26 protein-coding genes are annotated in these 26,404 nt (G+C 54.8%); 13 read left to right on the plus strand and 13 right to left on the minus strand.

The genetic code is table 11. From position 1 onward, the window contains the following. Nucleotides 1-59 precede the first annotated feature (59 nt). Together KO1_RS15160 and KO1_RS15165 are read left to right on the plus strand one after the other, a co-directional pair. A complete protein-coding gene (locus KO1_RS15160) occupies nt 60-563 on the plus strand; it encodes a GNAT family N-acetyltransferase (RefSeq protein ID WP_004108871.1) in 504 nt (167 codons plus the stop codon). A 152-nt stretch (nt 564-715) separates the two neighbouring features. Beyond that, a complete protein-coding gene (locus KO1_RS15165) occupies nt 716-1,738 on the plus strand; it encodes an alpha/beta hydrolase (protein WP_024273636.1) in 1,023 nt (340 codons plus the stop codon). A gap of 40 nt (nt 1,739-1,778) precedes the next feature. Here the strand turns inward: KO1_RS15165 and miaE are convergent, their stop codons facing one another. Continuing rightward, nucleotides 1,779-2,537, minus strand: a complete 759-nt coding sequence (gene miaE, locus KO1_RS15170) for a tRNA isopentenyl-2-thiomethyl-A-37 hydroxylase MiaE (RefSeq protein WP_023320228.1) — start codon at nt 2,535-2,537, stop codon at nt 1,779-1,781. A gap of 52 nt (nt 2,538-2,589) precedes the next feature. Beyond that, on the minus strand, nt 2,590-3,009 hold the full coding sequence (rraB, locus tag KO1_RS15175) for a ribonuclease E inhibitor RraB (RefSeq protein WP_004108894.1): 420 nt from the start codon (nt 3,007-3,009) through the stop codon (nt 2,590-2,592). 99 nt (nt 3,010-3,108) lie between these two features. Here rraB and argL point away from each other — a divergent pair, with 99 nt between their 5' ends. After that, nucleotides 3,109-3,204, plus strand: a complete 96-nt coding sequence (gene argL / locus KO1_RS29000; protein WP_370798676.1) for a putative translational regulatory protein ArgL — start codon at nt 3,109-3,111, stop codon at nt 3,202-3,204. Then, entirely contained in the window at nt 3,174-4,178 is a 1,005-nt protein-coding gene (gene argF, locus KO1_RS15180; RefSeq protein WP_004108896.1) for an ornithine carbamoyltransferase, read from the plus strand. Before argL ends, argF begins: the two co-directional genes overlap by 31 nt. A 2-nt stretch (nt 4,179-4,180) precedes the next feature. Here the strand turns inward: argF and KO1_RS15185 are convergent, their stop codons facing one another. From KO1_RS15185 to KO1_RS15210, 6 genes are all read right to left on the minus strand, one after another. Next, entirely contained in the window at nt 4,181-4,906 is a 726-nt protein-coding gene (locus tag KO1_RS15185) for a GntR family transcriptional regulator (protein ID WP_001727696.1), read from the minus strand. Nucleotides 4,907-4,990: 84 nt separating this feature from the next. Continuing rightward, nucleotides 4,991-6,409 carry a YfcC family protein gene (locus KO1_RS15190; protein WP_024273635.1) on the minus strand — a complete coding sequence of 473 codons (1,419 nt, stop codon included), beginning with the start codon at nt 6,407-6,409 and terminating at the stop codon, nt 4,991-4,993. A gap of 56 nt (nt 6,410-6,465) precedes the next feature. Further along, on the minus strand, nt 6,466-8,031 hold the full coding sequence (locus KO1_RS15195) for an amidohydrolase (RefSeq protein WP_004108904.1): 1,566 nt from the start codon (nt 8,029-8,031) through the stop codon (nt 6,466-6,468). A 94-nt stretch (nt 8,032-8,125) separates the two neighbouring features. Beyond that, nucleotides 8,126-8,956, minus strand: a complete 831-nt coding sequence (locus KO1_RS15200) for a PfkB family carbohydrate kinase (protein ID WP_024273634.1) — start codon at nt 8,954-8,956, stop codon at nt 8,126-8,128. Nucleotides 8,957-8,967: 11 nt separating this feature from the next. Further along, the gene (locus KO1_RS15205) at nt 8,968-9,942 is read right to left on the minus strand and encodes an SIS domain-containing protein (protein ID WP_004108909.1); all 975 of its coding nucleotides are present in this window, start codon (nt 9,940-9,942) and stop codon (nt 8,968-8,970) included. A 243-nt stretch (nt 9,943-10,185) separates the two neighbouring features. Then, nucleotides 10,186-10,638 carry a NanQ anomerase/TabA/YiaL family protein gene (locus KO1_RS15210; RefSeq protein WP_024273633.1) on the minus strand — a complete coding sequence of 151 codons (453 nt, stop codon included), beginning with the start codon at nt 10,636-10,638 and terminating at the stop codon, nt 10,186-10,188. Nucleotides 10,639-10,831: 193 nt separating this feature from the next. Here KO1_RS15210 and KO1_RS27340 point away from each other — a divergent pair, with 193 nt between their 5' ends. The 5 genes from KO1_RS27340 (at nt 10,832) to ridA (ending at nt 14,647) form a co-directional block, all read left to right on the plus strand. Continuing rightward, nucleotides 10,832-10,936, plus strand: a complete 105-nt coding sequence (locus KO1_RS27340) for a pyrBI operon leader peptide (protein ID WP_100214958.1) — start codon at nt 10,832-10,834, stop codon at nt 10,934-10,936. Between the two features lie 36 nt (nt 10,937-10,972). Continuing rightward, on the plus strand, nt 10,973-11,908 hold the full coding sequence (pyrB, locus tag KO1_RS15215) for an aspartate carbamoyltransferase (protein WP_004108911.1): 936 nt from the start codon (nt 10,973-10,975) through the stop codon (nt 11,906-11,908). Between the two features lie 12 nt (nt 11,909-11,920). Further along, nucleotides 11,921-12,382 (plus strand): aspartate carbamoyltransferase regulatory subunit, encoded by a 462-nt coding sequence (pyrI, locus tag KO1_RS15220; protein WP_004098115.1) that lies wholly within the window; start codon nt 11,921-11,923, stop codon nt 12,380-12,382. Between the two features lie 270 nt (nt 12,383-12,652). After that, complete coding sequence (gene gbpA, locus KO1_RS15225) at nt 12,653-14,107, plus strand: N-acetylglucosamine-binding protein GbpA (protein ID WP_024273632.1); 1,455 nt, start codon at nt 12,653-12,655, stop codon at nt 14,105-14,107. Nucleotides 14,108-14,260: 153 nt separating this feature from the next. Further along, the gene (ridA, locus tag KO1_RS15230) at nt 14,261-14,647 is read left to right on the plus strand and encodes a 2-iminobutanoate/2-iminopropanoate deaminase (RefSeq protein ID WP_004108925.1); all 387 of its coding nucleotides are present in this window, start codon (nt 14,261-14,263) and stop codon (nt 14,645-14,647) included. A gap of 67 nt (nt 14,648-14,714) precedes the next feature. On the opposite strand, the gene mgtA is transcribed toward ridA, so the two are convergent. Both mgtA and mgtL read right to left on the minus strand, forming a co-directional pair. Further along, a complete protein-coding gene (mgtA, locus tag KO1_RS15235; protein WP_023320222.1) occupies nt 14,715-17,423 on the minus strand; it encodes a magnesium-translocating P-type ATPase in 2,709 nt (902 codons plus the stop codon). A gap of 145 nt (nt 17,424-17,568) precedes the next feature. Then, nucleotides 17,569-17,622: a mgtA regulatory leader peptide MgtL gene (gene mgtL, locus KO1_RS28935; protein ID WP_139025212.1), complete on the minus strand. Its 54-nt coding sequence runs from the start codon at nt 17,620-17,622 to the stop codon at nt 17,569-17,571. Nucleotides 17,623-17,802: 180 nt separating this feature from the next. Here mgtL and treR point away from each other — a divergent pair, with 180 nt between their 5' ends. The 3 genes from treR (at nt 17,803) to treC (ending at nt 22,007) form a co-directional block, all read left to right on the plus strand. Next, entirely contained in the window at nt 17,803-18,750 is a 948-nt protein-coding gene (treR, locus tag KO1_RS15240) for a trehalose operon repressor TreR (RefSeq protein ID WP_016809082.1), read from the plus strand. Between the two features lie 128 nt (nt 18,751-18,878). Further along, on the plus strand, nt 18,879-20,297 hold the full coding sequence (gene treB, locus KO1_RS15245) for a PTS trehalose transporter subunit IIBC (RefSeq protein ID WP_004108948.1): 1,419 nt from the start codon (nt 18,879-18,881) through the stop codon (nt 20,295-20,297). A 54-nt stretch (nt 20,298-20,351) separates the two neighbouring features. After that, entirely contained in the window at nt 20,352-22,007 is a 1,656-nt protein-coding gene (treC, locus tag KO1_RS15250; protein WP_023320221.1) for an alpha,alpha-phosphotrehalase, read from the plus strand. 105 nt (nt 22,008-22,112) lie between these two features. Here treC and celB read toward each other — a convergent pair whose 3' ends face one another. The 3 genes from celB to KO1_RS15265 all read right to left on the minus strand — a co-directional run bounded on the left by celB (nt 22,113) and on the right by KO1_RS15265 (nt 25,190). Beyond that, nucleotides 22,113-23,468, minus strand: coding sequence for a PTS cellobiose transporter subunit IIC (celB, locus tag KO1_RS15255; RefSeq protein WP_023320220.1), 1,356 nt, complete (start codon nt 23,466-23,468; stop codon nt 22,113-22,115). Nucleotides 23,469-23,494: 26 nt separating this feature from the next. Next, entirely contained in the window at nt 23,495-24,802 is a 1,308-nt protein-coding gene (locus KO1_RS15260; RefSeq protein ID WP_004117522.1) for a 6-phospho-beta-glucosidase, read from the minus strand. Between the two features lie 79 nt (nt 24,803-24,881). Beyond that, nucleotides 24,882-25,190, minus strand: a complete 309-nt coding sequence (locus KO1_RS15265) for a PTS sugar transporter subunit IIB (RefSeq protein ID WP_016809334.1) — start codon at nt 25,188-25,190, stop codon at nt 24,882-24,884. A gap of 259 nt (nt 25,191-25,449) precedes the next feature. Between KO1_RS15265 and KO1_RS15270 the strand changes: the two genes are divergently transcribed. Next, nucleotides 25,450-26,193, plus strand: coding sequence for a MurR/RpiR family transcriptional regulator (locus tag KO1_RS15270; protein WP_004108963.1), 744 nt, complete (start codon nt 25,450-25,452; stop codon nt 26,191-26,193). Nucleotides 26,194-26,404: the final 211 nt, after the last annotated feature.

Genomic DNA, 26,404 nt, shown 5'->3' on the forward strand with positions numbered 1-26,404 from the left:
TCCCCTCCAGCAGTGTTATTAACAACATTATCCGTCATTATTTTGCAATGAGTCTTCACATGAATACGAGCGCAACCCTACCGCTAACCCTGCGCCGCATCACGGCTAATGATAATCCGGCGATAGCCGCTGTTATCCGCCAGGTTTCCGCTGAATATGGCCTGACCGCCGACAAAGGCTATACGGTAGCCGATCCGAATCTGGATGAACTCTATGAGCTATATAGCCAGCCGGGCGCCGCCTATTGGGTAGTTGAGCAAAACGGTCAGGTTGTTGGCGGCGGCGGGGTTGCGCCTCTGACCTGTAGCGAGCCCGATATCTGCGAACTCCAGAAAATGTATTTTATGACCTCCGCGCGCGGCCAGGGGCTGGCGAAAAAGCTGGCGCTGATGGCCCTGGATCACGCCCGCCAGCAGGGATTCAAACGCTGTTATCTGGAAACCACCGCTTTCCTTAAAGAAGCGATCGGTTTATATGAACACCTTGGCTTCGAGCATATTGCTGAGCCGCTGGGCTGCACCGGCCACGTTGACTGCGAAGTCAGGATGCTGAAAGTGCTGTAGCGCCAGCGAAAAGGCGATGCGGATTAATCGAAAAAACGCATGGTTTTCATGCAAAAAGAGCGTTATTCACCGCAAGTGTTCGCTAATACACTCTTCGAGCATTGGATCTTTTAGCCTGCCGCCGCGGCAGGCCTTGCTCAGGATAGAACACAATGAAAAAACTCTCCCTCCTGCTCACCGGCAGCATGATACTTGCCGGCATGGCTTCCAGCGTTAACGCCGGCGAACTCGCTGGCAATACCGAAGGCGCTCAGATCATCCGCGTGGAAAAAACCCGGGGCCGTATCGATGCGCTCAACGATATCGTATATAGCCAGGTAAAAAGCACCGTCGCCGTTCGTCAACTGCATATGTCTTTGCTGGTGCCGCGTAACGGCGATCTGAAACCGGCAATCGTCTATTTCCCCGGCGGCGGTTTCACCAGCGCGGCCTGGAATAAGTTTATCGAGATGCGTATGGCGCTGGCGTCGTCGGGATTCGTCGTCGCGGCAGCGGAATACCGTACGGTTCCCGATATCTTCCCGGCCCCGGTTATCGATGGTAAAGCCGCCGTTCGCTATCTGCGCGAACATGCAGCGGAATACGGTATAGATCCGTCGCGTATTGGCGTGCTGGGGGATTCCGCAGGCGGCTATATGGCGCAGATGCTGGCGCTTACCAATGGCGACAAAACGTTCGATCGTGGCGATAACCTGGCGCAGTCATCGGACGTGCAGGCCGCCGCCACGCTGTACGGAATTTCGAATCTGTTGAATATCGGCGAAGGTTTTCCGCAGGCGATTCAAAAAGTGCACCAGTCACCTGCAGTCACTGAAGCGCTGCTGGTCCACGGTAGCGCCTTTCGCGACTGGCCGGGAGCGACGATTGCCAGTGACCCGCAAAAAGCGCTGGCTGCCAGCCCGATGGGCCATATTCGCGGTAAAAAGCCGCCATTTTTAATTATGCACGGCAGCGCCGACACTCTGGTTTCACCGGTACAAAGTCAACAGCTCTATCGCGCGCTGAAGAAAGAGGGTAACCCGGCCGATTACGTGCTGCTGGAAGGCGCGGAGCACGGCGATGACAGCTGGTATCAGAAGCCGGTTATTGAACGGGTAGTGAACTGGTTTAAAACCACCCTCGGCGCGCCCAAAGCCGCCGCGACAGCAGAAAAAGATAAAAACGCCAATCTGTAATGGATCGTCAGGCCGCTGCGATGAAGCTGCGGCCTGACGCTCAGGCGGGCACGCCGCTGTGAAAGCGAAACTCCGCCTCGGGCGCGTTAATGAGCACCGCTTCCGCCTCGCCAAGCTGGCGTACGCGTTCACTGATATCGTCCCCGGCAATCCTCTGCGCCAAATCCAGATAGTCCTGATAGTGGCGCGCTTCAGAGCGCAGCAGCGACAGATAAAACTTTTGCAGATCGTCATCCAGCCATGGCGCCAGCGCGGCAAAACGCTCGCAGGAGCGGGCTTCAATATAGGCTCCGCAGATGAGTTTATCGATCAACATGACCGGTTCATGCGAACGCACTTCCCGGCGCAGCCCGCGAGCATAGTTACTGGCGGTGATTTTGACGTATGGGATATCGCGGGAAAGCATAATTTCCCTCACCTGCCAGAAGTGATGCAGCTCTTCTTTGATTAGCAGGATCATGCTGTCGAGTAGCTGACGTCCCCAGGGATCGTCGGTCTGCGGCATGGCGCTTTTATTTATCTGCTTATGCAGCGCGACGAAATCCGGTTCCGGCCCCCAGCGGTAGGTAAAGTCCTCGTACGGCTTCAGGCAGGCCAGCAGTTCATCCGCGCCTGCTTTATCCGCGACGTATCGACGCACCAGCAGCATGGCGTTTTGCGCCGCTTTCAGTTCGCACACCATATGGTCGGTCAACAGCAGCGGGAGGTTTTCCGGTTTACGGGCTTCATCAATCCACGCCTGAGGTGTTGGGCAATGCAGAAAGCTTAAAATCGGAGCGAGTATTTGCGGGTAATCCATTGAAGTTCCTTGCTATACGGCGGCATACCGTGCCGCCGTATACCTCTGCTACTTAGTGGCGGACGCCGTCGTCGTCTTCATCAACGAGATCTTCGTCGTCATCGCCTTCTTCCCCGTTAGGATCTTCGTAGTAGGTACCCCAGCCGTCGTACTCGACGTCGTATTTTTCCGCCAGGGTCATCAGCTGCTCAACCTGGGCATCGATCAGCTCGGCATTCAGCGCGGATTCGCTGAGGATATCGCAGCAAATCACGGTATCACCCTCTTCAACTTCCAGCTCTTCTGGCTCAGTCACTTCATAACCCAGCTTGAAGGCCTCGACCGCCACTTTTTCCAGCGTTTCGAAATCATCGGCAGAAAGATGGTGTTCAATGGTGTACAGCGCGTCAGGATCGCTGCCGTCTTCGAGCAGTTCTTCAATAATCAGACGCGTTTCTTCACGCTGTTCTTCCAGTAATTCCGGGTTAGCCATGGCTCGTTCCTCATAATGTGTCGCAGATACTTCTATTGTCACATACCGCCGTGATTGCCTCCACCTTCTGAGAGAAAGATTTATGATGCGGGGTTGCAAATGAATATTCATACATATAAAGTGAATTTTAATTCAACAAATGGCTTGAGCCACGTGAGGGAACCATGTCCGCGTTTTATCAGAAGCATTTTTTAAAGTTGCTCGATTTTACCCCCGCCGAAATCACCGCTCTGCTTGAGCTGGCCGCCAGGCTTAAAGCTGATAAGAAAAACAATATCGAAATTCAGCATCTCGCCGGTAAAAACATCGCGCTCATCTTCGAAAAAGACTCTACCCGCACCCGATGCTCTTTCGAAGTTGCCGCATTTGACCAGGGCGCTCGCGTCACCTATCTCGGACCAAGCGGCAGCCAGATTGGCCACAAAGAGTCGATTAAAGACACCGCTCGCGTATTGGGGCGCATGTATGACGGTATTCAATATCGCGGCCATGGCCAGGAAGTGGTGGAAACCCTTGCCGAGTATGCCGGCGTTCCGGTGTGGAACGGCCTGACCAACGAATTTCACCCCACCCAGCTGCTGGCGGATTTACTGACTATGCAGGAACACCTGCCGGGCAAAGCCTTTAACGAGATGACTCTGGTCTACGCCGGCGACGCGCGGAATAACATGGGTAACTCCATGCTTGAAGCCGCTGCGTTGACCGGGCTGGATCTGCGTCTGGTCGCGCCAACGGCCTGCTGGCCGGAAGAGAAGCTGGTTGCGCAGTGCCGCACGCTGGCGCAGAAAAACGGCGGCAATATTACGCTAACTGAAGATATCGCTGCGGGCGTGAAGGGCGCGGACTTTATCTATACCGACGTCTGGGTATCGATGGGCGAAGCCAAAGAGAAGTGGGCGGAGCGTATCGCGCTGCTGCGCGGGTATCAGGTGAACCGCGAGATGATGGCGCTGACCGGCAATCCGCAGGTGAAATTTCTCCACTGTCTGCCCGCGTTCCACGACGACCAGACCACGCTCGGCAAACAGATGGCGGCGGAGTACGGCCTGCACGGCGGAATGGAAGTGACCGACGAGGTATTTGAATCCGCGGCGAGCATCGTTTTCGATCAGGCGGAAAACCGCATGCATACCATCAAAGCGGTGATGGTTGCGACGCTTTCCCACTGAAATCAAAAACTAAACGTGTAACGCTCGGCGACAATATACTGTTCTCCATAGTGAATAGGCTGATGCTGGCTATCCAGAATCAGCGTTTTCATCAGGAATAACGGTTCGCCGGGCGGTTGCTGCAGCAGCGGTGCGTTGTCAGAATGCGCGCGCACCATCTCTACCGTCGTTTCACCCGCATAGGTAGGCACGATCGCGTATTTATCACGCAATAGCTGATAAAGCGACCCGCTGAGATCTTCCTGCTGTAAAAATCCTAATCGTTTCAGTGAGTAGTAATTATTCTCTAACATTAACGGCGCATCGCCAGCGATCCTGAGGCGTTGGATATAAAGCACGGAATCATCCCTCTCAAGCTCAAGAAGCTGACGCGCATTACGATAGTCCGGCAGAATCTCACGACGAGTCACTACGCTGTGGGTTGGTAGATGGTTAGCATCGCATGCGGCAGTAAAGCTAAGCAGGTGCACAACTTTACGCTCAATTTTAGGCAGACAGACAAAAGTCCCCTTCCCCTGCTTTTTCACCAAATAGCCTTCGGCTACCAGCTCTTTCACTGCGTTGCGCACCGTAATGCGGCTGATATTGTAAAGTTCGCTGAGCTCAATCTCGGTGGGGATTTTCTCTCCTTCAGCGAGTTTCCCGGACGAGATATCGCTGAGGATTTTATCTTTAAGCTGCCTGTATAACGGTACGGAAGTATTCTGTTGCAGTCCAAAATTCGACATAAAAGAGGTACCAGCACGGCCATTGATGCGAAGCAGGATTATAATCGAAGCGCGCCCATCAAACTACGACGGCGCGCATATCCCTTAGACCCAGGCCGAAATCGCAGCAAACACGGCGCTGACTATCCACAGCACCGGAAACAGCGGCGCAATCGCCTTTAACCACTGACCAAATCCAATGCGCGCAATAGATAGCCCGGCCAGCAATACACCACCGGTAGGAGAAACCAGGTTCGTCAGGCCATTGCCAAATTGATAAGCCATTACCATCGCCTCTTTATTGATACCCACTAAATCGCCTAATGGCGCCAGCACGGGCATAGTGAGCGCAGCCTCGCCCGAAGAGGAGGGGACAAAAAAGGTGATGACGTTATGCCCTAATAGCATCAGAGTGGTGAATGCGTACTGCGGCAACCCTTCCAGCATTTCCGACAAGCCAAAGAGCAACGTGTCGATAATTCGTCCGTTCTCCGCCACCACCAAAATACCGCGCGCGAGTCCTATCACTACGGCGGCGTAAACAAACTCTTTACACCCTTCGACAAAGCTGTCGGCCATCCCGCTAATACCCATGCGCCCGACGATCCCAGAAAATAGCCCCAGAGCCAGGAACACGGAGCCGATCTCAACCATGTACCAGCCACGCGTGATTAACCCCCATGAGATGATGGTCAGCGCCAGCACAAAAGCGATGATAATCACTCGATCGGCGATGGAAAAATGGACCGACGTATCCTGTATCGACAAAAACTGCTCACGGTTGCGGCAATCATTCTCATATACCGGCGACTTTTGTGGAGTGCGTTTAACACGATGTGCGTACCACATGGTGTAAGTCATCGCCAGCAATGTGAAGACCAGCCATGCGATGGCACGCAGCCAAAGCTGCGGATTTCCCTGAATACCCGCTACGCCCTGGGCAATGAGTACAGAGAACGGATTGGTCATTGCGCCAACATAGCCAATCTGGGTTCCCAGAAAAAGAATCAGGATCGCGGTCATTGAGTCATAACCCAGCGCGAACATGAGGGATATAAAGATCGCATAAAGAGGGATCACCTCCTCGCTCATACCAAAAGTTGCGCCCCCCAGGCTAAACAAGGTCATTGCGATAGGGATAACCAGAATCCCTTTACCAGCCAGACGTTCAGCCAGCGCCACCAGCCCCCGCTCAATAGCGCCAGTACGTAAAATAACGCCAAAAGCACCACCAACAATGAGTACAAACGCCACTACGTCGGCGGCCTTGATAATTCCCTCCATCGGCGCGGCCAGTACGGCGGCAATACCCTGACGTAAATCGCCCTCGCTGCTGACTTTTTCCAGCAGATGATAAGACCCCGGGATCACTAATGTTTTCGTTTCACCGCCGGGTAAAGTCACTGAGTGATAATCAAAACTGCCGCTGGGAATACACCATGTCAGCAGCGCTACTAATATAATAATGAAGAAAATCAGAGCGTAGCAGTGTGGCATCGCCCACTTTATTTTTGCAATACGCATAATCCGCCTCGGTAAGATGTTTATATTATGTTCGCCGTCATTCGGCATTTTTAGAGTCACAGAAGGTCATGGGTAATACGGCCATCCACCAGGGTCAGTACAACGGTGGAAGTCCGTAACTCATCATTCGGGCAGCTCAACAAATTACGGTCAAAAACCGCGATATCCGCACGTTTCCCCGGCTCAAGGCTACCGGTCATATCTTCCATGCCGTGATGTCGAGCACTATTCAGCGTCCAGGCCGTTAAGAGCTGCTGTCGTGTCATTCCGCGTTCGCGGTACCAGCCATTCACGGGTGAACCATCAGGGAATTGGCGACAGCAGGCGGCATACATCGCGTCAGGAACAGAAGGAATAAACAGGGGCAGATCGGTACCAATAGTGACCGTTACGCCAGCCCCGAATAGTGCGGCATAATCGTAGAATTGCGCTTCGCGCTCTTCTCCATAGCGTTCGCGCATATAGGCTTCGGCTTCGCAGGGGTTAAGGAGCAGAATTTGTGCATAAACTTCGGCAAAGAGGCCGAGCTCAGCCATTCTGGGAATATCGTTTGGATGCGGGCATTCCAGATCGCTCAGAGAATGTCTGATCACACTCTGCGGGTGACGCTGACGGCATTCGGCAAAAATATCTATACAGCGGCGAATTGCGGCATCGCCCTCCGCATTCATACAGCAGTTGAATCCACGAGCATCAGCCAGCAAAACCTGCTGGCGCAGGGCATCATAGTCAACGGGCCTTTCATTGTTCGTGCCGGGACGATCGGCATAGGGGTAAATCATATCGCCGGTATGATCGGCAATAACGCCATCGACCATAAATTTAAAACCATGAAACCGCAGCCATGGCGAATGAAAGCGGCGTCGGGCCTGTTCACCGAAAGCAAGATCGACAGGCGCAGATACGGGCTGAGAAACAATGCTCACCCTCAGCGACAGCGCATCCTCTTTTTCCAGTTCATCCCAGGCATTCATCAACCGCGGCGCATCGTTGAAACAAACGTCTTTTATCGCCGTGATTCCCTGTCCGGCAAGTCGGGTCATAAATGCCCGCATTTCTTTTTTTAACTGTGCGGTATCAGCCAGCATCTCATCCAATAATGCGATTCTCGCCTCCGCGCTGCACTCTTCAGCGGTAAAGCCATAAAGCTCCACGGCGGCACGGTTCATCCAGCAATAGCTTTTGTCATCGTTAATGGCGACAACCGGCCTCTGCGGGAAAGCGTCATCCAGTAACCTGGCATCAGGCACCGCTCCCCAACGGGCAACAGACCAGCCCCAGCCATAGAGGCTTTTCCCCTCAGGGAGAAGATTTTCTGCAGCCTGTAGTAGTTCAAGAGCATGATTACTGTCGCGGGCGGCATGGAGATCGACGCCACGCCGCATGCTCATATAGCCGGTAAAAAACGTGTGATTATCGCAAAATCCCGGACAAATCAGGCGATCGCCAAGTTCGATAAAGCGAGTACTTTCACCTCTCCAGGGTTGAATATCTTCCCCATTCGCTATCATCGCCGCGATAGCGCCATTTTTAATGACGACATATCCGCTAAATAGCTCATTTCTGGCAGCAGTAAAAATAGCATCAGAACGTAAAATCAAATCAGCAGCTTCACTATGCATATTTCTTTCCTCACGGAAAAAGCGCACGAATCCCCGTTTCCGCCCGGCAAGCGGACGGAAATCAGTACGGAAAAATGAGAGAGGGCGTTATAGGTTAGTAGTGAGTCCCGTAGCCAAACGCCCCTTCTTTCAGGCAAATTTGTGCCGAGAAAGCTGCTGCTTTTTGCAGGCTATTGGTAATCGCTTCGCGCTTGTTACCCGTAGGTTGGGCCAGAAAATGGCAAACGAAAGCGGTAATAAAAGCATCACCTGCGCCCATTGTATCGACTGGAGTGACGTAATCGGGCGCCTGCTGATACCAATCCTGCCCGTCAAATAAAATCGCGCCTTCATCCCCACGCGTCGCGCAGACAATGCGACTCCCGCTGGCCTGCGCCTGTTGCACAATTTCACGCGTTTGCGCCAGGCTGTAGTCAGCGCATGAGAAGAATGCGAAGTCGACGTAACGGCACAGCGGCAGCGCCTGCTCCAGTACAAAGTCATCTGAAAAATCGAAAGAGACAGGAATGTTGAGCTTGCGTAACTGAGGTAATTGCGTCTCCATGTAGCTGTAACAACCGCTATGGATCAGATCAAACTCACGCAGGTATTGCTCATGCTGAAAAATAAAATCCATCGAAGTTGTCTTACGAATCCCCCCGGCGTTCGAACCAAGAAATATCCGTTCTCCCTCTTCGATTTTCAGCTGCGCACAGCCGTTCTCCCCGGCCACCTGCAGACAGTGGGGCCACTTGACGCCAACTTTATCCAGCACCTGCATAACGTGCTCCGCAGCGGCATCATTACCAAAAATCCCCAGATAGGCCGCGTTGTGTCCCAACATGGCCGCATAAGCGGCAAAGTTCAACGCATTTCCACCGGGATACATGGTCTGAGTATGGGCGTATTTATCGACGACGTTATCGCCAATTCCAATCACATTCATCATAATTCCCCTTAGTATTCCACCAGCCCCATATAGCGGCGGGTATCCAATGGATGCTGACGAATGTCGGCAAGCGCAGAACGATATTCACACATGATGCTGTAAAACAGCACCGGGTTGAAAAACTCCACGACTGACGGAGGGAGAACCCCGATACCCAGTTCTTTAGCATCAACGACTTCCACTTTCTCTGCGTACTTGGTGAGGAAGACCAAAGCTCGCTCATCCATCGCCCGCGTACGGCCTTCGTTCATTAATAAAATAAACGGCGTCTCTTTATCCGTAACTTCGAAAGGCCCGTGAAAGTACTCACCGGAGTGAATAGGTGCGGCATGTAGCCATTGCATTTCCATTAGTGAGCAGATAGCAAAACCATAAGCATGGCCGTAAGAAGCTCCGCTGGAGAGGATATAGAAGAGTTTTTCATCCTGATATTTTTGGGCAAAACGCTGGCAGCGATCCGCAACCTGCTGACGGCCATGAGCAATGACGCCGTTAATTTGGGCCATTCCCTGTTGGAAATCAGCGTAATTATCGAAACCTTCAACCTGCTGCAGCGTATCAACGCACAGATTGAGGATAATCGCCATCGGATTATCGACCACATTGGTATCGTTACCCCAGGCATAGAGAATGTTGTGGCTGGCGTATTCGATCAGCTGTGCCTGAGCGTTGTGAGTCAGCGTAATAGTATGCGCTTGATGCTGCTGTGCAAGCTTAGCCGCAGCGACGGATTCTGGCGTGTTGCCCCCGTGCGAACAGACGATAACCAGCGAATTTACCCCCAACGTTTTTGGCGTCGCGTAGACAAACTCATTGGCGGTATACATGCCGACATGAAGCGTTGTCGCCTCGCTATCAAGAAAGTATTTAGCCGGATACATATCCACTAATGACCCGCCGCAGGCCACAAGGAACACCTGGCGGATTCCGCCTTTATCTTCTATCTCTTTCGCAACGGCATTAATTATTTCTTTAGTATTCATATAGTAATAACTCCACATCTCACTATTGATTGTTCAAATTAACGGAAACAACATTAATACGTTATATAACGTATTAATGAGATCGCCATCAAAATTTGCACAATGCGCGCGGTATGAGCATTTGGCTGAAGCATCAAATGAGAGGGAATAAGAAGTAAAAATTGGGAATAGCTAGAAAAAACAAAGGCTAACAATGGTCACAAGACGACAATTGCTAGCCTTGGGTAAAAATACGCTCGTCAACTAAACCATCAGCATCTTCACAACCGCTTTGCGCACCTTCGCCGGTGCGCCAACCGCGCATAGCGGCTTATGCACTTCGCCGGGATAGAACACGACAAAGTCGCCTTCGCTGAGAATCACGGTTTTTTCCTGCGCCCCTTCAGCCAGGAAAGCGATGTCTTTATCCGCCAGCCAGTCGGTATCCGGCTCGCCGGCAGGGAGAACGCTAAAGGTCATGCCCTCCTGACCTTTCAATACAATCTGGATGTCCAGGTAGCGGGCGTGATACTCGGCGCGGCGGTCGGCCATCGGCTCGGTAGTATCTTCAGAAATGAGATAAAACAGATTGTTACCGTCAATATCATGTTTACCCAGCGGCGTCGCGTCGGTGACATGGGCTTTCACGTATTCAATAGCTTTGCGCAGAGGCTCCGGCAACCCGCTTTGCAGATGGTGAATATTTCCAACGATCATAGTAACCTCAAATGTAAAACAGCTTTTCATTTTCAGGTTTTATACCCCCCTTCTGACTGCCATACCACCACTTTTTACGGGTTTTTTGCGTTAACGCATGATTACCCAGGCAAACGTTTACCTGTTTGTGGATTAATCGCTTGATCCGAAAAATGAGCTGCGTATAATGCCACCCGTTTTGCCGGGAGGAATTATGGTTCAGTGTGTACGACATCGCGTCTTACCGCGTCTGAAAACAGACGCTGGCCTGCCGTTTTTCCTTTCCGTTGCATCCGTATTCGTAAAGCCCCTTTTTTAAGGGGCTTTTTTTTTGCCCAGGCGTCAGGAGATAAACATGGCTAACCCGCTATTCCAAAAACATATCATTTCCATAAACGATCTCAGCCGCGAAGACCTTGAACTGGTGCTGGCGACCGCTGCAAAACTGAAAGCAAATCCACAGCCGGAGCTGCTCAAGCATAAAGTGATTGCCAGCTGCTTTTTTGAAGCGTCGACCCGCACACGCCTGTCTTTTGAAACCGCCATGCACCGCCTGGGCGCCAGCGTGGTCGGTTTCTCAGACAGCAGCAACACCTCGCTGGGCAAAAAAGGCGAAACCCTGGCCGACACCATCTCGGTCATCAGCACCTACGTCGATGCTATCGTGATGCGCCACCCGCAGGAAGGCGCGGCGCGCCTGGCGACCGAGTTCTCCGGCGGTATTCCGGTACTCAACGCCGGCGATGGCGCTAACCAGCATCCGACGCAGACCCTGCTCGATCTCTTCACCATTCAGGAGACGCAGGGCCGTCTGGAAAATCTTAACGTGGCGATGGTCGGCGACCTGAAGTATGGCCGTACCGTCCACTCCCTGACGCAGGCGCTGGCGAAATTTAACGGCAATCGCTTCTACTTTATCGCGCCGGACGCGCTGGCCATGCCGCAGTACATTCTCGATATGCTCGACGAAAAAGGCATTGCCTGGAGCCTGCATAACGCGATTGAAGAGGTGATGGAAGAGGTGGACATTCTGTATATGACTCGCGTACAGAAAGAGCGTCTCGACCCGTCAGAATATGCCAACGTCAAGGCGCAGTTTGTTCTGCGCGCCGCCGACCTGGAAGGCGCCCGTGAGAATATGAAGGTGCTGCATCCGCTGCCGCGCATTGACGAAATTACCACCGATGTTGATAAAACGCCGCACGCCTGGTACTTCCAGCAGGCGGGCAACGGCATCTTCGCGCGCCAGGCGTTACTGGCGCTGGTACTGAATAGCGATCTGGCACTGTAAGGGGAAATAAAGATGACACACGACAATAAATTACAGGTAGAAGCCATCAAACGTGGCACCGTTATCGACCATATCCCGGCGCAGGTCGGTTTTAAGCTGCTGACGCTGTTCAAACTAACCGAAACGGATCAGCGCATCACCATCGGCCTGAACCTGCCGTCAGGCGAAATGGGCCGTAAGGATTTAATCAAAATTGAGAACACCTTCCTGACCGATGAGCAGGTCAACCAGCTCTCTCTGTATGCGCCTCAGGCCACGGTGAACCGCATTGATGAGTATGAAGTCGTTGGTAAATCACGACCGAATCTGCCGGACCGTATCAATAACGTGCTGGTATGCCCGAACAGCAACTGCATCAGCCACGCCGAGCCGGTATCCTCCAGCTTTGCGGTGAAGAAACGTGAAAACGATATCGCGCTGAAGTGCAAATACTGTGAAAAAGAATTTTCACATCATGTCGTGCTGGCAAACTAAATTTATTAGCGTCATCAGGAGCAGCCCCGAAAAGGGGCCTGTTCCTGAAAGCATCATATACATTAAACGCGCGGCTGCCATTTCAATGTTCGTTTGAAAAGGCATCACTCTGTCTCAGTTTATTATCATTTACGATCGTCTCACCTCATTGCTAAAATGAGTCATTATTTATATTCATCATTAAATATCATCGATATTGCTCCGGTATTTTTCGCTTTATACACTGCATAAACGCTTTCCAATAATTAATCATTGTTCACTGGATGAATTATGCAACTGAAGAAATTATCGATATATACCGCCGCATTATTATTTACCTCCTCGGCGTTGGCTCATGGCTACGTGGCGTTTCCGCCCAGTCGGGCCTATCAATGTAATACAGGCAAAAACAGCGACTGCGGTTCAGTACAGTGGGAGCCGCAAAGCGTTGAGCAAGCGAGCGGTTTTCCTGAAGGCGCAATGCCGCCGGACGGTCAGCTAGCCAGCGCGGGTAAAGCCAACTTCTCGCAGCTTGATAGCCAGAGCCCGACTCGCTGGGCTAAAAGCGCAATAAAGAGCGGGGAAAATAACTTCATCTGGCACCATTCTGCCCCCCATAAAACTACCAACTGGCGTTATTACATAACCAAACAGAACTGGGACCAAAATAAGCCGCTGACGCGCAGCGATTTTGAAAGTAAGCCCTTCTGTCAAATTGACGGTAACGGCATGACGCCGGCTATTGAGGTCACCCACTCATGTAATGTGCCAGAGCGTACCGGTTATCAGGTTATTTATGCAGTCTGGGAAATCGCCGATACGGCAAATAGTTTTTATCAGGCCATTGACGTCGATTTTGGCGGTACCGGCGATGACGCTGAGAACAGTTCCCTCTGGACAACGCAGCTTACCGGTCAGCTGAGCGGAAAAGATCTTCATGCTGGTGATAAAGTCATTGCCCATTTCTTTAATGCCAGCGGAGAGGTTCATTCGCTGCAAACGGAATTGACTATTGCCAGCGAAGCGCAAGGGAAATCCAGCCAATGGTCTTACGATTTGGCGGAAGTCATTAATACCGCACACCATGATAGCCTGCGTGCCGGAGTAAAAGACGGCAGTGGCAACATTAATCCCATCTATGGCGTTAACCAGGTGTATGCGCCGCAAGGCAGCGCGTTGCAAAGCGTCACGCTGAGTTATAGCGATTCGCAAGCGGACGATACCGCAAAAGAATCCCTGAGCCTCAGCAACGTCGCCGCAACCCCCATCGAAAACGGCAAAGCAACGGTGACTTTCAACGCCGCGGCCAAAGGCGAAATGCATCTCATCGCCGTCGTCAGCGATCATGCGGGTGCAGAGAAAGGGAGTCTCCAGCAAACGATAGATAATCGCTCTCTGCCGTTATCGATTCCACTGACCAACGTTCAGGCAGGCCATCATATGCTGCGCTACTCAGCCAGTAATGCGCAGGGCGCCATCATCAGCCAGGGTGTGATCAACCTGATGCTGGAAGAGAAGAGCGAACCAACGCCAGCGCCTGCGGGAAACTACGATTATACCTTCCCGGATAACCTGAAAAGCTATACGGCGGGAACGAAGGTCATGCAGCCTAAAAATGGCAAAGTGTACCAATGTCGTCCGTTCCCCTACAGCGGCTACTGCGTGCAGTGGAGCCAACACGCCAGCCAGTACGAGCCGGGGGTTGGCTCTGACTGGGCGATGGCCTGGACCGAAGTCGCCCAATAATTTCTCCCGGCGGCTCACGCCTTATGCGGATAGCGCCCTGCGTTATCCGCTTTTCTCCTTCGCAAAATGCGGCCTGCTTAATGATAAAGCAGCCAGCACTCTTTATAATGGCCCACGCCAGTCTGATTACATTTAAATATTTCAGGAGAACTCATGTCTAAAACTATCGCGACGGAAAATGCGCCAGCAGCCATCGGCCCGTACGTTCAGGGCGTTGATCTGGGTAACATGATCATCACTTCCGGGCAGATCCCGGTAGACCCGAAAACCGGCAGCGTGCCTGAAGAGGTTGCGGCTCAGGCGCGTCAGTCGCTGGAGAACGTGAAAGCTATCGTCGAAGCCGCGGGCCTGAAAGTGGGCGATATCGTTAAAACCACCGTTTTCGTGAAAGACCTCAACGATTTCGCAACCGTTAACGCTGCGTATGAAGCCTTCTTCACCGAGCACAAGGCCACCTTCCCGGCGCGCTCCTGCGTGGAAGTGGCGCGTCTGCCGAAAGACGTGAAGATTGAGATTGAAGCGATCGCTATTCGTCGCTAATCGTAGACAGTATGAACAAAGGCAGCCCGTGGCTGCCTTTGTTGTTTCTGCTCGTAAAGCGCCTCGCTCACTGCCAGCCGTAGCGACGGCTGTAAAAGCCCTTAACCATTTGGGTCAGGGTCATATAGCCCGCCAGGATAGCAATCAGCCATGGGAAGTAGCTTAACGGCAGCGCCTGAAGCTGTAGATACCCCGCCAGCGGCGAGAACGGCAGCGCTACCCCAACCACCATGACCAGCAGCGTCATCACGATCAGCGGCCAGGCCGCGCGGCTCTGGATAAAGGGGATCCGCCGCGTGCGGATCATATGCACGATCAGCGTCTGTGACAGCAGGCCCACCACAAACCAGCCGGACTGGAACAGGGTCTGATGTTCCGGCGTATTGGCGTGGAACACCCACCACATCAGGCAGAACGTCAGAATATCGAATATCGAACTGATCGGCCCAAAGAAGACCATAAAGCGCCCGAGATCCGCCGGGTTCCAGCGCTGCGGTTTACGGATCTGCTCATCGTCAACGTTATCAAACGGAATGGCGACCTGGGAGACATCGTACAGCAGATTCTGGATCAGCAGATGCAGCGGCAGCATCGGCAGAAACGGCAGGAAGGCGCTGGCCACCAGCACGCTGAACACGTTGCCGAAGTTGGAGCTGGCGGTCATTTTGATGTATTTGAGCATATTAGCGAAGGTCCGGCGGCCTTCAATAACTCCCTCTTCCAGCACCATCAGGCTCTTCTCCAGCAGGATGATATCCGCCGCTTCACGAGCAATGTCCACGGCGCCGTCGACGGAAATACCAATATCCGCCGCGCGCAGCGCCGGGGCGTCGTTAATGCCGTCGCCCATAAATCCCACCACGTGTCCTTCGCGTTTCAGCAGAGTCACGATACGCTCTTTGTGCAACGGCGCCAGGCGCGCAAACAGGGTGGTACGTTTTGCCAGCTCGGCCAGTTCATCATCGCTCAGCGCTTCAACCTGGCTGCCGATGACCACTTCACCCGCATCCAGACCTACTTCGTGGCAGACTTTGGCCGCCACCAGCTCGCTGTCTCCGGTCAGGATTTTGACCGTAATACCGCTGGCCTTCAGCGCTTTCAGCGCCGGGGCTGTGGTCTCTTTAGGCGGATCCAGAAAGGCGATATAGCCTTCAAGGATCAAGTCGGATTCATCCGCGCGCTGGTAGTCGCCTTCGCGGGCGGGCAGATACTTCGTCGCCACCGCCACAACGCGCAATCCCTGACGATTGAGGCTGTCGGTCACCCGACGGATGCGCCGCAGCATGGTGTCGTCCAGCGGTACGATGTCGCCGTTATAGCGCACCTGGGTCGAGACGTTGAGGATCTCCTGCAGCGCCCCTTTGCAGATCAGTTGATGAACGTTGCTCTGCTCCTGCACCACCACCGACATGCGGCGACGCTCAAAATCGAACGGGATCTCATCCACTTTCTGCCAGCGTTCCGCCAGCCCGCGCGCCGACTCCTGTTCAACGCCTTCCAGCACTGCGGTATCGAGCAGATTCTTCAGTCCGGTCTGATAGTGGCTGTTCAGCCAGGCCGTATGCAGCACGCGTTCGCTCACCTTGCCGGAGACATCGGTGTGGTTCTCCAGCACGATTTTATCCTGCGTCAGGGTACCGGTTTTATCGGTGCACAGAATATCCATCGCGCCAAAGTTCTGTATCGCGTCGAGGTGCTTGACGATCACTTTCTGTTTTGACAGCTTCACCGCCCCGCGCGCCAGGGTCGAGGTGACGATCATCGGCAGCATCTCCGGGGTCAGACCCACCGCGACGGAGAGCGCGAACAGCGCCGCCTCCCACCAGTCGCCTTTGGTATAGCCGTTAATCAGCAGCACAACCGGCGTCATCACCAGCATAAAGCGGATCAGCAGCATGCTGACCCGGCTGATCCCTTTCTGAAAGGCGTTCGGCTCGCTTTCCTGCTCGCTGACGCGGCCAGCCAGTTGACCAAACCAGGTACCGCCGCCGGTGGCGAAAACAATCGCCTGCGCCGAACCGCTCACCACGTTGGTGCCCATAAAGCACAGAGTGTCGCACTCCAGCGGGTTCGTCTGCAGCGGGTCGCGGGTATGGGCGACTTTTTCAACCGGCAGCGATTCACCGGTCAACGATGCCTGGGCGACAAACAGATCGCGCGCCTGAATAACGCGCAGGTCTGCGGGGATCATGTCTCCCGCCGATAGCTTAACGATATCCCCCGGCACCAGCTGGTCGATGGGCAGCTCGCACCAGCGGCTTTCACCCTGCTCATTCACCACCCGCAGTACCGTCGCGGTATTGCTGACCATCGCCTTCAGGGCGTCCGCCGCTTTGGTCGAGCGGGCTTCCTGGATAAAGTTCAGCAGCGTGGAGATCCCCACCATCAGGGCGATGACCGCCGCGGCAAACAGATCTTCCGTCGAGTAGGAGACGATACCCAGGACGGTCAACAGCAGGTTGAAGGGGTTGCGATAGCAGCTCCACAGATGCACCCACCAGGGTGACGGCTTCTGCGCCGGGATCTGGTTTTCGCCATACCGGGCGATTTTCTGCGCCACTTCGCCTGCATTGAGCCCTTCCGGATGGCTGGCGAAAGCGCGCCAGATTTCATTATCATCCATTGCCGCGACGTTCAGGCACTGCTTGCCAAGAGAATCGGGGATTGGCGCGCTCGCCATATTGCGGGCATCAGGAAGCGGATCGCGCTGGACTAAACGATGCGGTAAATGGCGGCCAAGCTGGGCGAACAGCTGGCGGGTAAAATTTTTCAACATAAACGGTCCCTCCGCGCTCGCACGAGCGAACGCAGCGCTAACGACAGGCGCAAGTCAACCTTACCTGTCAGGCATGTTATTTTTATGGCAGGGACATCAAAGACATCGCTGCTTTACGCTTCCGGTAAAGCAGCGCTAAGCAGATTTACCGGAAAAAGTGGTAGCTCCATCGAGGATGAGGAGTGGGATCGGGGTCCATAAAATCTCCGGTAAATGAATACAAACGGCGCGAATTATAACGTCACCGATAATCTATTTGTGGCTATTATGGCGATGATACCCCCCGGCAACTAAACCAGACGTAAACCAGACTTTGCTCATTGTGGTTTCGTTGAGTAGCATTAGGCTCACTTTAAGCGGACTACAACGAGAACCCTGCATGCAAAACCGGCTGACCATCAAAGATATCGCGCGCTTAAGCGGCGTCGGGAAATCGACGGTATCGCGCGTGCTTAATAACGAAAGCGGCGTTAGCGAACGTACTCGCCAGCGAGTCGAAGCGGTGATGCAGCAGCACGGTTTTTCACCCTCTCGTTCTGCCAGGGCGATGCGCGGCCAGAGCGACAAAGTGGTGGCGATTATCGTCACGCGTCTGGATTCATTGTCGGAAAACCTTGCCGTCCAGACCATGCTGCCCGCCTTTTACGAGCAGGGCTACGATCCGATTATGATGGAAAGCCAGTTCTCCCCGGCGCTGGTAGAGGAGCATCTCGGCATGCTCGCCCGGCGCAATATCGACGGCGTGGTGCTGTTTGGTTTTACCGGCATCCATGAAGAGATGCTCACCCCGTGGCGGGAGACGCTGGTGCTGCTGGCCCGCGACGCGCCGGGCATCGCCTCCGTGTGCTATGACGATGAAGGGTCGATCAGGATGCTGATGCAGCGCCTGTACGATCGCGGGCATCGCCACATTAGCTTCCTCGGCGTTCCGCACAGCGACGTCACCACCGGGCAGCGCCGCCACCAGGCCTACCTCGATTTCTGCCGTCAAAAGCACCTCTCGCCCCTTGCCGCGCTGCCAGGCCTGGGCATGAAGCAGGGCTACGAAAACGTCGCCTGCCTGCTGTCGGCTGAAACCAGCGCGCTGGTCTGCGCCACCGACACCCTCGCGCTGGGGGCCAGCAAATATCTCCAGCAACAGGGTATCGATCATCTCCAGCTTGCCAGCGTCGGCAGCACGCCGCTGATGAAGTTTCTCCACCCGGAGATCCTGACCGTCGATCCCGGCTACGCCGAGTCCGGACGCCAGGCGGCTAAGCAGCTGATCGAGCAGATCGCAGGCAGTCGGGAGCCTCGTCAAATCGTCATTCCCGCCGTACTGAATTAAGCCTGTCTTAACGATTTATGTGATCTTCGCTGCGTTTCGGGAACGTTCCCATTTTGCAATTCAAACGGAGCGAGTAGGATCCACTGCAAGTTAAATGCAACCTCTCCCCTCGGTCATGAGGCCTCATCATGAGTAAAGTAAATCAGCAGGACATCGATAAACTTATCGAACTGGTGGGCGGACGCGATAATATCGCCACCGTCAGCCACTGTATTACCCGTTTGCGCTTTGTGCTGAATAATCCAGCCATTGCCAAACCGAAAGAAATTGAACAACTACGCATGGTGAAGGGCTGCTTTACCAACGCCGGTCAGTTCCAGGTGGTGATCGGTACCGAGGTTGGCGACTACTATAAAGCGCTACTGGCGACCACCGGCCAGGCCAGCGCGGATAAAGAGCAGGCCAAAAAAGCCGCACGCCAGAATATGAAGTGGCATGAACAGCTCATTTCACATTTCGCGGAGATCTTCTTCCCGCTGCTACCTGCGCTGATCAGCGGCGGCCTGATCTTAGGCTTCCGCAACGTGATCGGCGATCTGCCAATGAGCAACGGCCAGACGCTGGCGCAGATGCATCCGTCGCTGAAAACCCTTTATGACTTCCTGTGGCTAATTGGCGAGGCGATCTTCTTCTACCTGCCGGTGGGTATCTGCTGGTCTGCGGTAAAGAAAATAGGCGGCACGCCGATCCTCGGCATCGTGCTGGGCGTTACGTTAGTTTCTCCGCAGCTGATGAACGCCTACCTGCTGGGTCAGCAGGTGCCGGAGGTATGGAACTTCGGCCTGTTTACGATTGAGAAAGTCGGCTACCAGGCGCAGGTGATTCCGGCCTTGATGGCGGGGCTGGCGCTCGGCTTTATTGAAACGCGGCTGAAACGCATCGTGCCTGACTATCTTTACCTGGTGATCGTGCCGGTCTGTTCGCTGATCCTGGCGGTCTTCCTCGCGCACGCCTTTATCGGACCGGTTGGCCGCATGATTGGCGACGGCGTGGCCTGGGCCGTGCGTCATCTGTTAACCGGCAGCTTTGCGCCGATTGGCGCCGCGCTGTTCGGCTTCCTGTACGCCCCGCTGGTGATCACCGGAGTCCATCAGACCACGCTCGCCATCGATATGCAGATGATTCAAAGCATGGGCGGTACGCCGGTATGGCCGCTGATTGCGTTGTCCAACATCGCTCAGGCGTCGGCAGTGGTGGGGATAATCATCGCCAGCCGTAAACAGAACGAACGCGAAATCTCCGTTCCGGCCGCCATTTCCGCCTATCTCGGCGTGACGGAACCCGCTATGTACGGTATCAATCTGAAATACCGCTTCCCGATGCTTTGCGCGATGGTCGGCTCCGGTCTTGCCGGGCTGCTGTGCGGACTGAACGGTGTGATGGCCAACGGCATCGGCGTCGGTGGCCTGCCGGGCATTCTCTCTATTCAACCCACCTACTGGCAGGTTTACGCACTGGCGATGGCCATTGCCGTGATTGTGCCGATTGTCCTGACGACGGTCGTTTACCAACGCAAATTCCGCCAGGGCACCTTACAGATTGTCTGACATCTTATTTTCGGGGCGCGCTGTCGCCCCCCTCTTTTGTAGCAGGAACGCAATATGAATACCCTTCCCCTCTGGTGGCAAAACGGCGTTATTTATCAAATCTATCCGAAGAGTTTCCAGGATACGACCGGCACCGGTACCGGCGATCTGCGCGGCGTCACCTCCCGCCTCGACTATCTGCAAAAGCTTGGCGTTGACGCTATCTGGCTGACGCCGTTCTATGTCTCGCCGCAGGTGGATAACGGCTACGATGTGGCCAACTATACCGCTATCGACCCTGCCTACGGCACGCTGGACGATTTCGATGAGCTGGTGGCGCAGGCGAAGGCGCGAGGAATTCGTATCGTGCTGGATATGGTGCTGAACCACACTTCGACCGAGCATGCCTGGTTCCGGGAAGCGCTCAGCAAAGAGAGTCCGTATCGCCAGTTCTATATCTGGCGCGACGGCGAGCCGACCACCCCGCCGAACAACTGGCAATCTAAGTTTGGCGGCAACGCCTGGCAGTGGCACGCCGAAAGCGAGCAGTACTATCTGCATCTGTACGCCGTTGAGCAGGCGGATCTGAACTGGGAAAACCCTGCCGTGCGCGCAGAACTGAAAAAAGTCTGCGAATTTTGGGCCGATCGCGGCGTCGACGGCCTGCGCCTCGACGTGATCAATGTTATCTCCAAAGACCAGTCCTTCCCGTCCGATACCGCTGGCGATGGCCGCCGCTTTTATACCGACGGTCCGCGAGCGCACGAATTTTTGCAGGAGATGAGCCGCGATGTCTTCACCCCGCGAAATCTGATGACGGTGGGCGAAATGTCCTCCACCACGCTTGAACATTGCCAAAAATATGCGGCGCTCGACGGCAGCGAACTCTCGATGACCTTTAACTTCCACCATCTGAAGGTGGACTACCCCGGCGGAGAGAAGTGGACGCTGGCGCGACCGGATTTTGTGGCGTTGAAATCGCTGTTCAGGCACTGGCAGCAGGGAATGCACAATCGCGCCTGGAATGCGCTGTTCTGGTGTAACCACGATCAGCCGCGCATCGTCTCCCGTTTCGGTGATGAAGGGGAATACCGCGTCCCGGCGGCGAAAATGCTGGCGATGGTGCTGCACGGCATGCAGGGCACGCCCTATATTTATCAGGGCGAAGAGATTGGCATGACTAATCCGCACTTTACGCGCATCACCGATTATCGCGACGTTGAGAGCCACAACATGTATATCGAACGCGCGGCTCAAGGCCGGGACGCGGATGAACTGTTGGCGATTCTGGCCAGTAAATCGCGCGATAACAGCCGCACGCCCATGCAGTGGAACCGCGGTGAAAACGGCGGATTCACCGCAGGCGAGCCGTGGATTGCGCTGTGCGACAACTATCGCGAGATTAACGCCGAAGCAGCGCTGGCGGACCCGGAATCCGTGTTTTATGCCTATCAGCAGCTGATTGCGCTGCGCAAGAGCACGCCGGTGCTGACCTGGGGCGATTACCAGGACCTGCTGCCGGAACATCCGTCGCTGTGGTGCTACCGCCGTCAGTGGCAGGGACAAACGCTGGTCGTCGTGGCGAACCTGAGCCGCGAGTTCCAGCGCTGGCAGCCGGAAGCCATGAGTGGCGACTGGCGGACGCTCATGAGCAACTACGCGGAAGCGGCGAACCGCCCTGCCGATATGACCCTGCGCCCGTTTGAAGCGGTATGGTGGCTGCAGGAGTAACCCCCTCCCCGGCTTGCGCTACGCTTAGCCGGGCTACCGATTCACAGCCGTCTGCGGGCCGGTAGCCCGGGCAGGCGCGTCAAGCGCCGCCTCCGGGAATACGCTTTAAATACGGTCAGCCGCCGACAGCGTCGCGCTGGCCTCCGGCTGCGCGGACGCCTGCTCTTCTTTCGCCTTCAGGCGATCCCATACCAGGAAGAACGGATAGTAGATCACCAGCGAGATCGCCAGGTTCACCACCTGCAGCACCGCGCCGGAAATATGCCCTCCGGTCGCCAGATAGCCGCTCATAAAAATAGGCGTGGTAAACGGTAGCGCAATCCCCGCCGGCTTCATTACCAGCCCGGTGGCCATCGCGGTATACGAGACAATCACCAGCAGGACCGGCGTCAAAATAAACGGCAGGAAAAAGTACGGGTTCATCACCAGCGGAATGCCGAATACCATCGGCTCGCTGATATTAAACAGCGCCCCCGGCGCGGCGATTTTTCCCAGCTGTTTCATCTGCTGGCTACGGCTGCGCAGCAGCATAAAAATCACCAGCCCCAGCAGCGCACCGGTACCGCCGGGCGCAATCCACAGATCATAAAACTGCTGGGTAATGATATGCGGGATCGGCAGTCCATTCTGAAACGCTTCCAGGTTTTCCGACATATTCGACAGCCAGACCGGGCGAATAAACACCAGCACAATGGTGTCGCCGTGCAGCCCCAGGGTCCACAGGATACCAATCAGGATCACCGAGATAATCATCCCCGGCAGCGAACCGCCGACGTGCGACATGGGAATACCGATAAGGGTGGTAATCATGCTATTGATATCGCCGAACGGCGAAGCTTCAACGATCAGGCGCAGCGCCAGCACCACGGCCAGCACGCAGAAACCGGGGATCAGGGCGAGAAAAGATTTCGCCACCGCGGGCGGTACGCCGTCCGGCATGCGGATCACCAGATTACGGCTGGCCACCAGGCGATAAATCTCTGTAGAGAGCAGCGAAATCACAATCGCCACAAACAGTCCCTGGCTGCCAATCATCCCCACCGGCAGCACGTCTTTGACGATTTGCGCCGCTGAACCGTCTGCCGGCGTAAAGAGCGTCACCTGGGGGATTGTCATCACAAACGCCACCAGCGACATCGCCCCGGCGCTTAGCGGATCCAGGGTGCGATATTTCTCCGCCAGCCGGTAGGCAATGCCGAAGGCGGAGAGCAGCGCCATGATGTCATAGGTCGCTTTGACCGGGTACAGCATCTTATCGCGCCAGGCATCGCCAAACACGCTGGCCATCAGCTCACCGTAACCAGGGATCGGCAGATAAGCGAATATCAGGAAAAACGAACCGATCAGCATAAACGGCATATTAAGGATAATGCCGTCACGTACCGACAGGACATGCTTCTGCCCGCCGATTTTCAGCGCGGCGGGCATGACATAGCGTTCAATAAATGAAGTACGAGACATAGTGGTATCCCCGAAGGCGGAAAAGTTTAGTTAAACTGCGTTAACCAGGGGCGGTTGATGGTTAACACCTCATCAAGCAGCGCCCGGGCATCGGTCACATTCCCGACCAGCGGGTTACTCACCAGCGCCAGCAGCGCGCTATCCCGGCAGCCGTGGACCGCGGCCTCAATCGTCAAGCGCTCGAAGGCTTTCACCTGTTGCGTCAGTCCGTTCATGATCGGCGGCAGCGCGCCAAAGGCCAGCGGTCGTGCGCCCTGCGCGTCAATAATGCTGTTAATTTCCACCACCGCATCATCATCGAAGCCGTGAATCGCGCCGTTGTTGCGGGTGTTGACGACCATCTCCTTGCCAAGATTGTTGTAGATGGCGTTAATCAGCTCCACCGCCACTTCGGAGTAGTACGCACCGCCGCGGAAGCTCAGCTGTTCGGGCTTTTCATCCAGATCGGGCCGGGCATAGATATCAAACAGCTCCTGTTCCACCTTCATCACCTGCTCTGCGCGGGTGCCTTTGGTTTTTGCCGCTTCAATCTCTTCCGCCAGCATCGCCGGCGTCAGCCAGTAATAGCGATGATAGGGACAGGGGATCGCCTTCAGGGCCCGCAGAAACTCCGCCGGCCACGGCAGCGATTGAATATTGTTCATCGAGAGCGATTGACCGTCACACAGCATGTCGATGACCTTGCTGGTCACCTCTTCCCGCCCCTGCATCACCTTGTGTACCCAGACCATATGATTCAGCCCGGCGAAGCTCAGCCGAACCTCCTCTTCTTTTGCGTCCAGCATTCCGGCAATCATATGCTGCATATTGATGGGCACGTTGCACAGGCCGATGATTTTGGCGCTGCTGTAGCGACTCACCGCTTCCGTCACAATCCCGGCCGGATTGGTAAAATTGAGGATAAAGGCATCGGGCGCCAGCGCTTCCACCTTGCGGGCAACCTGTAAAATCACCGGAATAGTGCGCAGCGCTTTGGCAAATCCGCCGACGCCGGTAGTTTCCTGGCCCAGCAGCTGATACTTCAGCCCCAGACGCTCATCCGCCGCCCGCGCCGCCAGCTGACCAACCCGCAGCTGAGTCAGCACAAATTTAGCGCCGCGAATGGCCTCATCCAGGCTGAAATGCACGCTGACCTTAACCTGTTCGAGGCCATGGCGCTTAAACATACGCTGGGTCAGCGCGGCGATAATCGCCACTTTCTCGCGCCCGGCGTCAACATCGACCAGCGCCAGCTCCGTGACCGGAATCTGCTGATGGCGAAGGATGATGCCTTCGATAAGTTCCGGCGTATAGCTGCTGCCGCCGCCGATTACAGCTATTTTCAATGCTTGCATAGTGGCCTCATTTTTGGCGTACAGATCCCCGCGCAAGGCCGCAGTGGCTTTGCGAAATGAACGCGTTGATGGGATAGCGTTAGTGGTTCAGCAGAGCGAGCGCTTTATCCAGTACGGCGGCCCCGCGCATCATGCCGTAATCCGCCATGTCGATCACCGCCACGGCTTTTCCGTGCGGGGCAGCAAGCTCCGTCAACCGGGCCGCTTCATATTTCACCTGCGGCCCCAGCAAAATCACGTCGGCATTGGGCAACTCGCGCTCAAACTCGGCGACGGGTACAGCGTAAATCTCCAGCGCCAGCGCGCGCTGTTGCGCCTCGGCTTTCATTTTGTTAACCAGCATGCTGGTGGACATTCCAGCGGCGCAGCACAGGACAATACGTGGCATAATTCCTCCCCATGGGTTTTGCTTGAGCGAGTGCTAAACAGGCACCATCGACTATAGGGCGAGGTGCGGGTACAGAAGAAGGCTATATGAAAATTTTTTTCACTTACGTGATCGAGGCGTTATTTTTCATCCTTATAATTGCCCATAAAAAGCCGAATCAGCAATAATCCCAGGCATTACGCGTGATTAAGTGGTATAAAAAGCCATCATTATTTGAAAAATATTTTCAATCTGGCGGTGGCAGAGAGAGGCTGAAAGCATGGATATCGTAGGACAGTTACAGGAAGGCATGACTCGCTTAAGCGCTCAGGAATCGAAGGTCGCGGCATTTATTCTGCAGAATTTAAGTTTTACCGCCAGCGCCTCGATTGATGAACTGGCGGCGCGCGCTGGCGTGAGCGCAGCCACGATTACCCGCTTTGCCCGCTCCGTAGGCTGCGAGGATATTCGTGATTTGCGTAAGCAGCTGGCGCAGGCTTGCGAACGGCGCACCGGTTGGCTAAACGAAGAGAGCGCCGCGCTGCCCGCCGCGTGGCGCGACAAATTAAGCCTGATTAGCACAAGTCTGGAACAACAGCTGGTAAGCACCCCCGAATCTACGCTGCAAAAGCTGCGCACGCGTCTGCAAAATGCCCGCGCCGTACACTGTTTCGCCCTTGGCGCACAGGATATTGCGCTGGCCACGCTGCTCCAGCACCAGTTGCTCTCCATCGGGATCGTGATGAATCTCTGCCAGGACAGCGCCCTGATGCGCATGATAGCCAGTACCCTTAGTGACGATCATCTTCTGCTGGTGCTGGCAACCGGCGAGGCCGATGCGATTTTGCAGGGCGCGACCCTGCTGGCCCGGGTACAAGAAGCGACAATTTTCGCCCTCACTCCCGCCGACCATTCATTAAGCAATATGGCCTCCGCGCTGCTGCCCCTGCCCGAGAATGCACAAGCCGCCCGCTACGCCCTGCTGCTGCTGGTCGACCTGCTTAACGACGCGCTGCTCGCCTGACGTTATCCCTATCGGGCCTGAATTTCCTGCGTTCAGGCCCCATTCTTGCTTATTTTATAAGCGGATAAATTTACATTAAGCGCAAGCGCCCATCATTCCTGCTCTCCTCTTTTTACTTTGTTCTGCATCAATAAAATTGCAAACATCTTTGATGCAAAGCACTACATATAGAACTTAAAATGCGCCCCGGCCCCACATATTGTATTAATAG

This window comes from Klebsiella oxytoca NBRC 105695 (assembly GCF_001598695.1).
Lineage (GTDB): Bacteria > Pseudomonadota > Gammaproteobacteria > Enterobacterales > Enterobacteriaceae > Klebsiella > Klebsiella oxytoca.

What these genes read in the sequence shown, in the direction of transcription:
- KO1_RS15160 (WP_004108871.1), top strand. Translation starts at nt 60, where the DNA reads ATGAATACGAGCGCAACCCTACCGCTAACCCTGCGCCGCATCACGGCT.
- KO1_RS15165 (WP_024273636.1), top strand. Translation starts at nt 716, where the DNA reads ATGAAAAAACTCTCCCTCCTGCTCACCGGCAGCATGATACTTGCCGGC.
- miaE (WP_023320228.1), bottom strand. Translation starts at nt 2,537, where the DNA reads ATGGATTACCCGCAAATACTCGCTCCGATTTTAAGCTTTCTGCATTGC.
- rraB (WP_004108894.1), bottom strand. Translation starts at nt 3,009, where the DNA reads ATGGCTAACCCGGAATTACTGGAAGAACAGCGTGAAGAAACGCGTCTG.
- argL (WP_370798676.1), top strand. Translation starts at nt 3,109, where the DNA reads ATGAATATTCATACATATAAAGTGAATTTTAATTCAACAAATGGCTTG.
- argF (WP_004108896.1), top strand. Translation starts at nt 3,174, where the DNA reads ATGTCCGCGTTTTATCAGAAGCATTTTTTAAAGTTGCTCGATTTTACC.
- KO1_RS15185 (WP_001727696.1), bottom strand. Translation starts at nt 4,906, where the DNA reads ATGTCGAATTTTGGACTGCAACAGAATACTTCCGTACCGTTATACAGG.
- KO1_RS15190 (WP_024273635.1), bottom strand. Translation starts at nt 6,409, where the DNA reads ATGCGTATTGCAAAAATAAAGTGGGCGATGCCACACTGCTACGCTCTG.
- KO1_RS15195 (WP_004108904.1), bottom strand. Translation starts at nt 8,031, where the DNA reads ATGCATAGTGAAGCTGCTGATTTGATTTTACGTTCTGATGCTATTTTT.
- KO1_RS15200 (WP_024273634.1), bottom strand. Translation starts at nt 8,956, where the DNA reads ATGAATGTGATTGGAATTGGCGATAACGTCGTCGATAAATACGCCCAT.
- KO1_RS15205 (WP_004108909.1), bottom strand. Translation starts at nt 9,942, where the DNA reads ATGAATACTAAAGAAATAATTAATGCCGTTGCGAAAGAGATAGAAGAT.
- KO1_RS15210 (WP_024273633.1), bottom strand. Translation starts at nt 10,638, where the DNA reads ATGATCGTTGGAAATATTCACCATCTGCAAAGCGGGTTGCCGGAGCCT.
- KO1_RS27340 (WP_100214958.1), top strand. Translation starts at nt 10,832, where the DNA reads ATGGTTCAGTGTGTACGACATCGCGTCTTACCGCGTCTGAAAACAGAC.
- pyrB (WP_004108911.1), top strand. Translation starts at nt 10,973, where the DNA reads ATGGCTAACCCGCTATTCCAAAAACATATCATTTCCATAAACGATCTC.
- pyrI (WP_004098115.1), top strand. Translation starts at nt 11,921, where the DNA reads ATGACACACGACAATAAATTACAGGTAGAAGCCATCAAACGTGGCACC.
- gbpA (WP_024273632.1), top strand. Translation starts at nt 12,653, where the DNA reads ATGCAACTGAAGAAATTATCGATATATACCGCCGCATTATTATTTACC.
- ridA (WP_004108925.1), top strand. Translation starts at nt 14,261, where the DNA reads ATGTCTAAAACTATCGCGACGGAAAATGCGCCAGCAGCCATCGGCCCG.
- mgtA (WP_023320222.1), bottom strand. Translation starts at nt 17,423, where the DNA reads ATGTTGAAAAATTTTACCCGCCAGCTGTTCGCCCAGCTTGGCCGCCAT.
- treR (WP_016809082.1), top strand. Translation starts at nt 17,803, where the DNA reads ATGCAAAACCGGCTGACCATCAAAGATATCGCGCGCTTAAGCGGCGTC.
- treB (WP_004108948.1), top strand. Translation starts at nt 18,879, where the DNA reads ATGAGTAAAGTAAATCAGCAGGACATCGATAAACTTATCGAACTGGTG.
- treC (WP_023320221.1), top strand. Translation starts at nt 20,352, where the DNA reads ATGAATACCCTTCCCCTCTGGTGGCAAAACGGCGTTATTTATCAAATC.
- celB (WP_023320220.1), bottom strand. Translation starts at nt 23,468, where the DNA reads ATGTCTCGTACTTCATTTATTGAACGCTATGTCATGCCCGCCGCGCTG.
- KO1_RS15260 (WP_004117522.1), bottom strand. Translation starts at nt 24,802, where the DNA reads ATGCAAGCATTGAAAATAGCTGTAATCGGCGGCGGCAGCAGCTATACG.
- KO1_RS15265 (WP_016809334.1), bottom strand. Translation starts at nt 25,190, where the DNA reads ATGCCACGTATTGTCCTGTGCTGCGCCGCTGGAATGTCCACCAGCATG.
- KO1_RS15270 (WP_004108963.1), top strand. Translation starts at nt 25,450, where the DNA reads ATGGATATCGTAGGACAGTTACAGGAAGGCATGACTCGCTTAAGCGCT.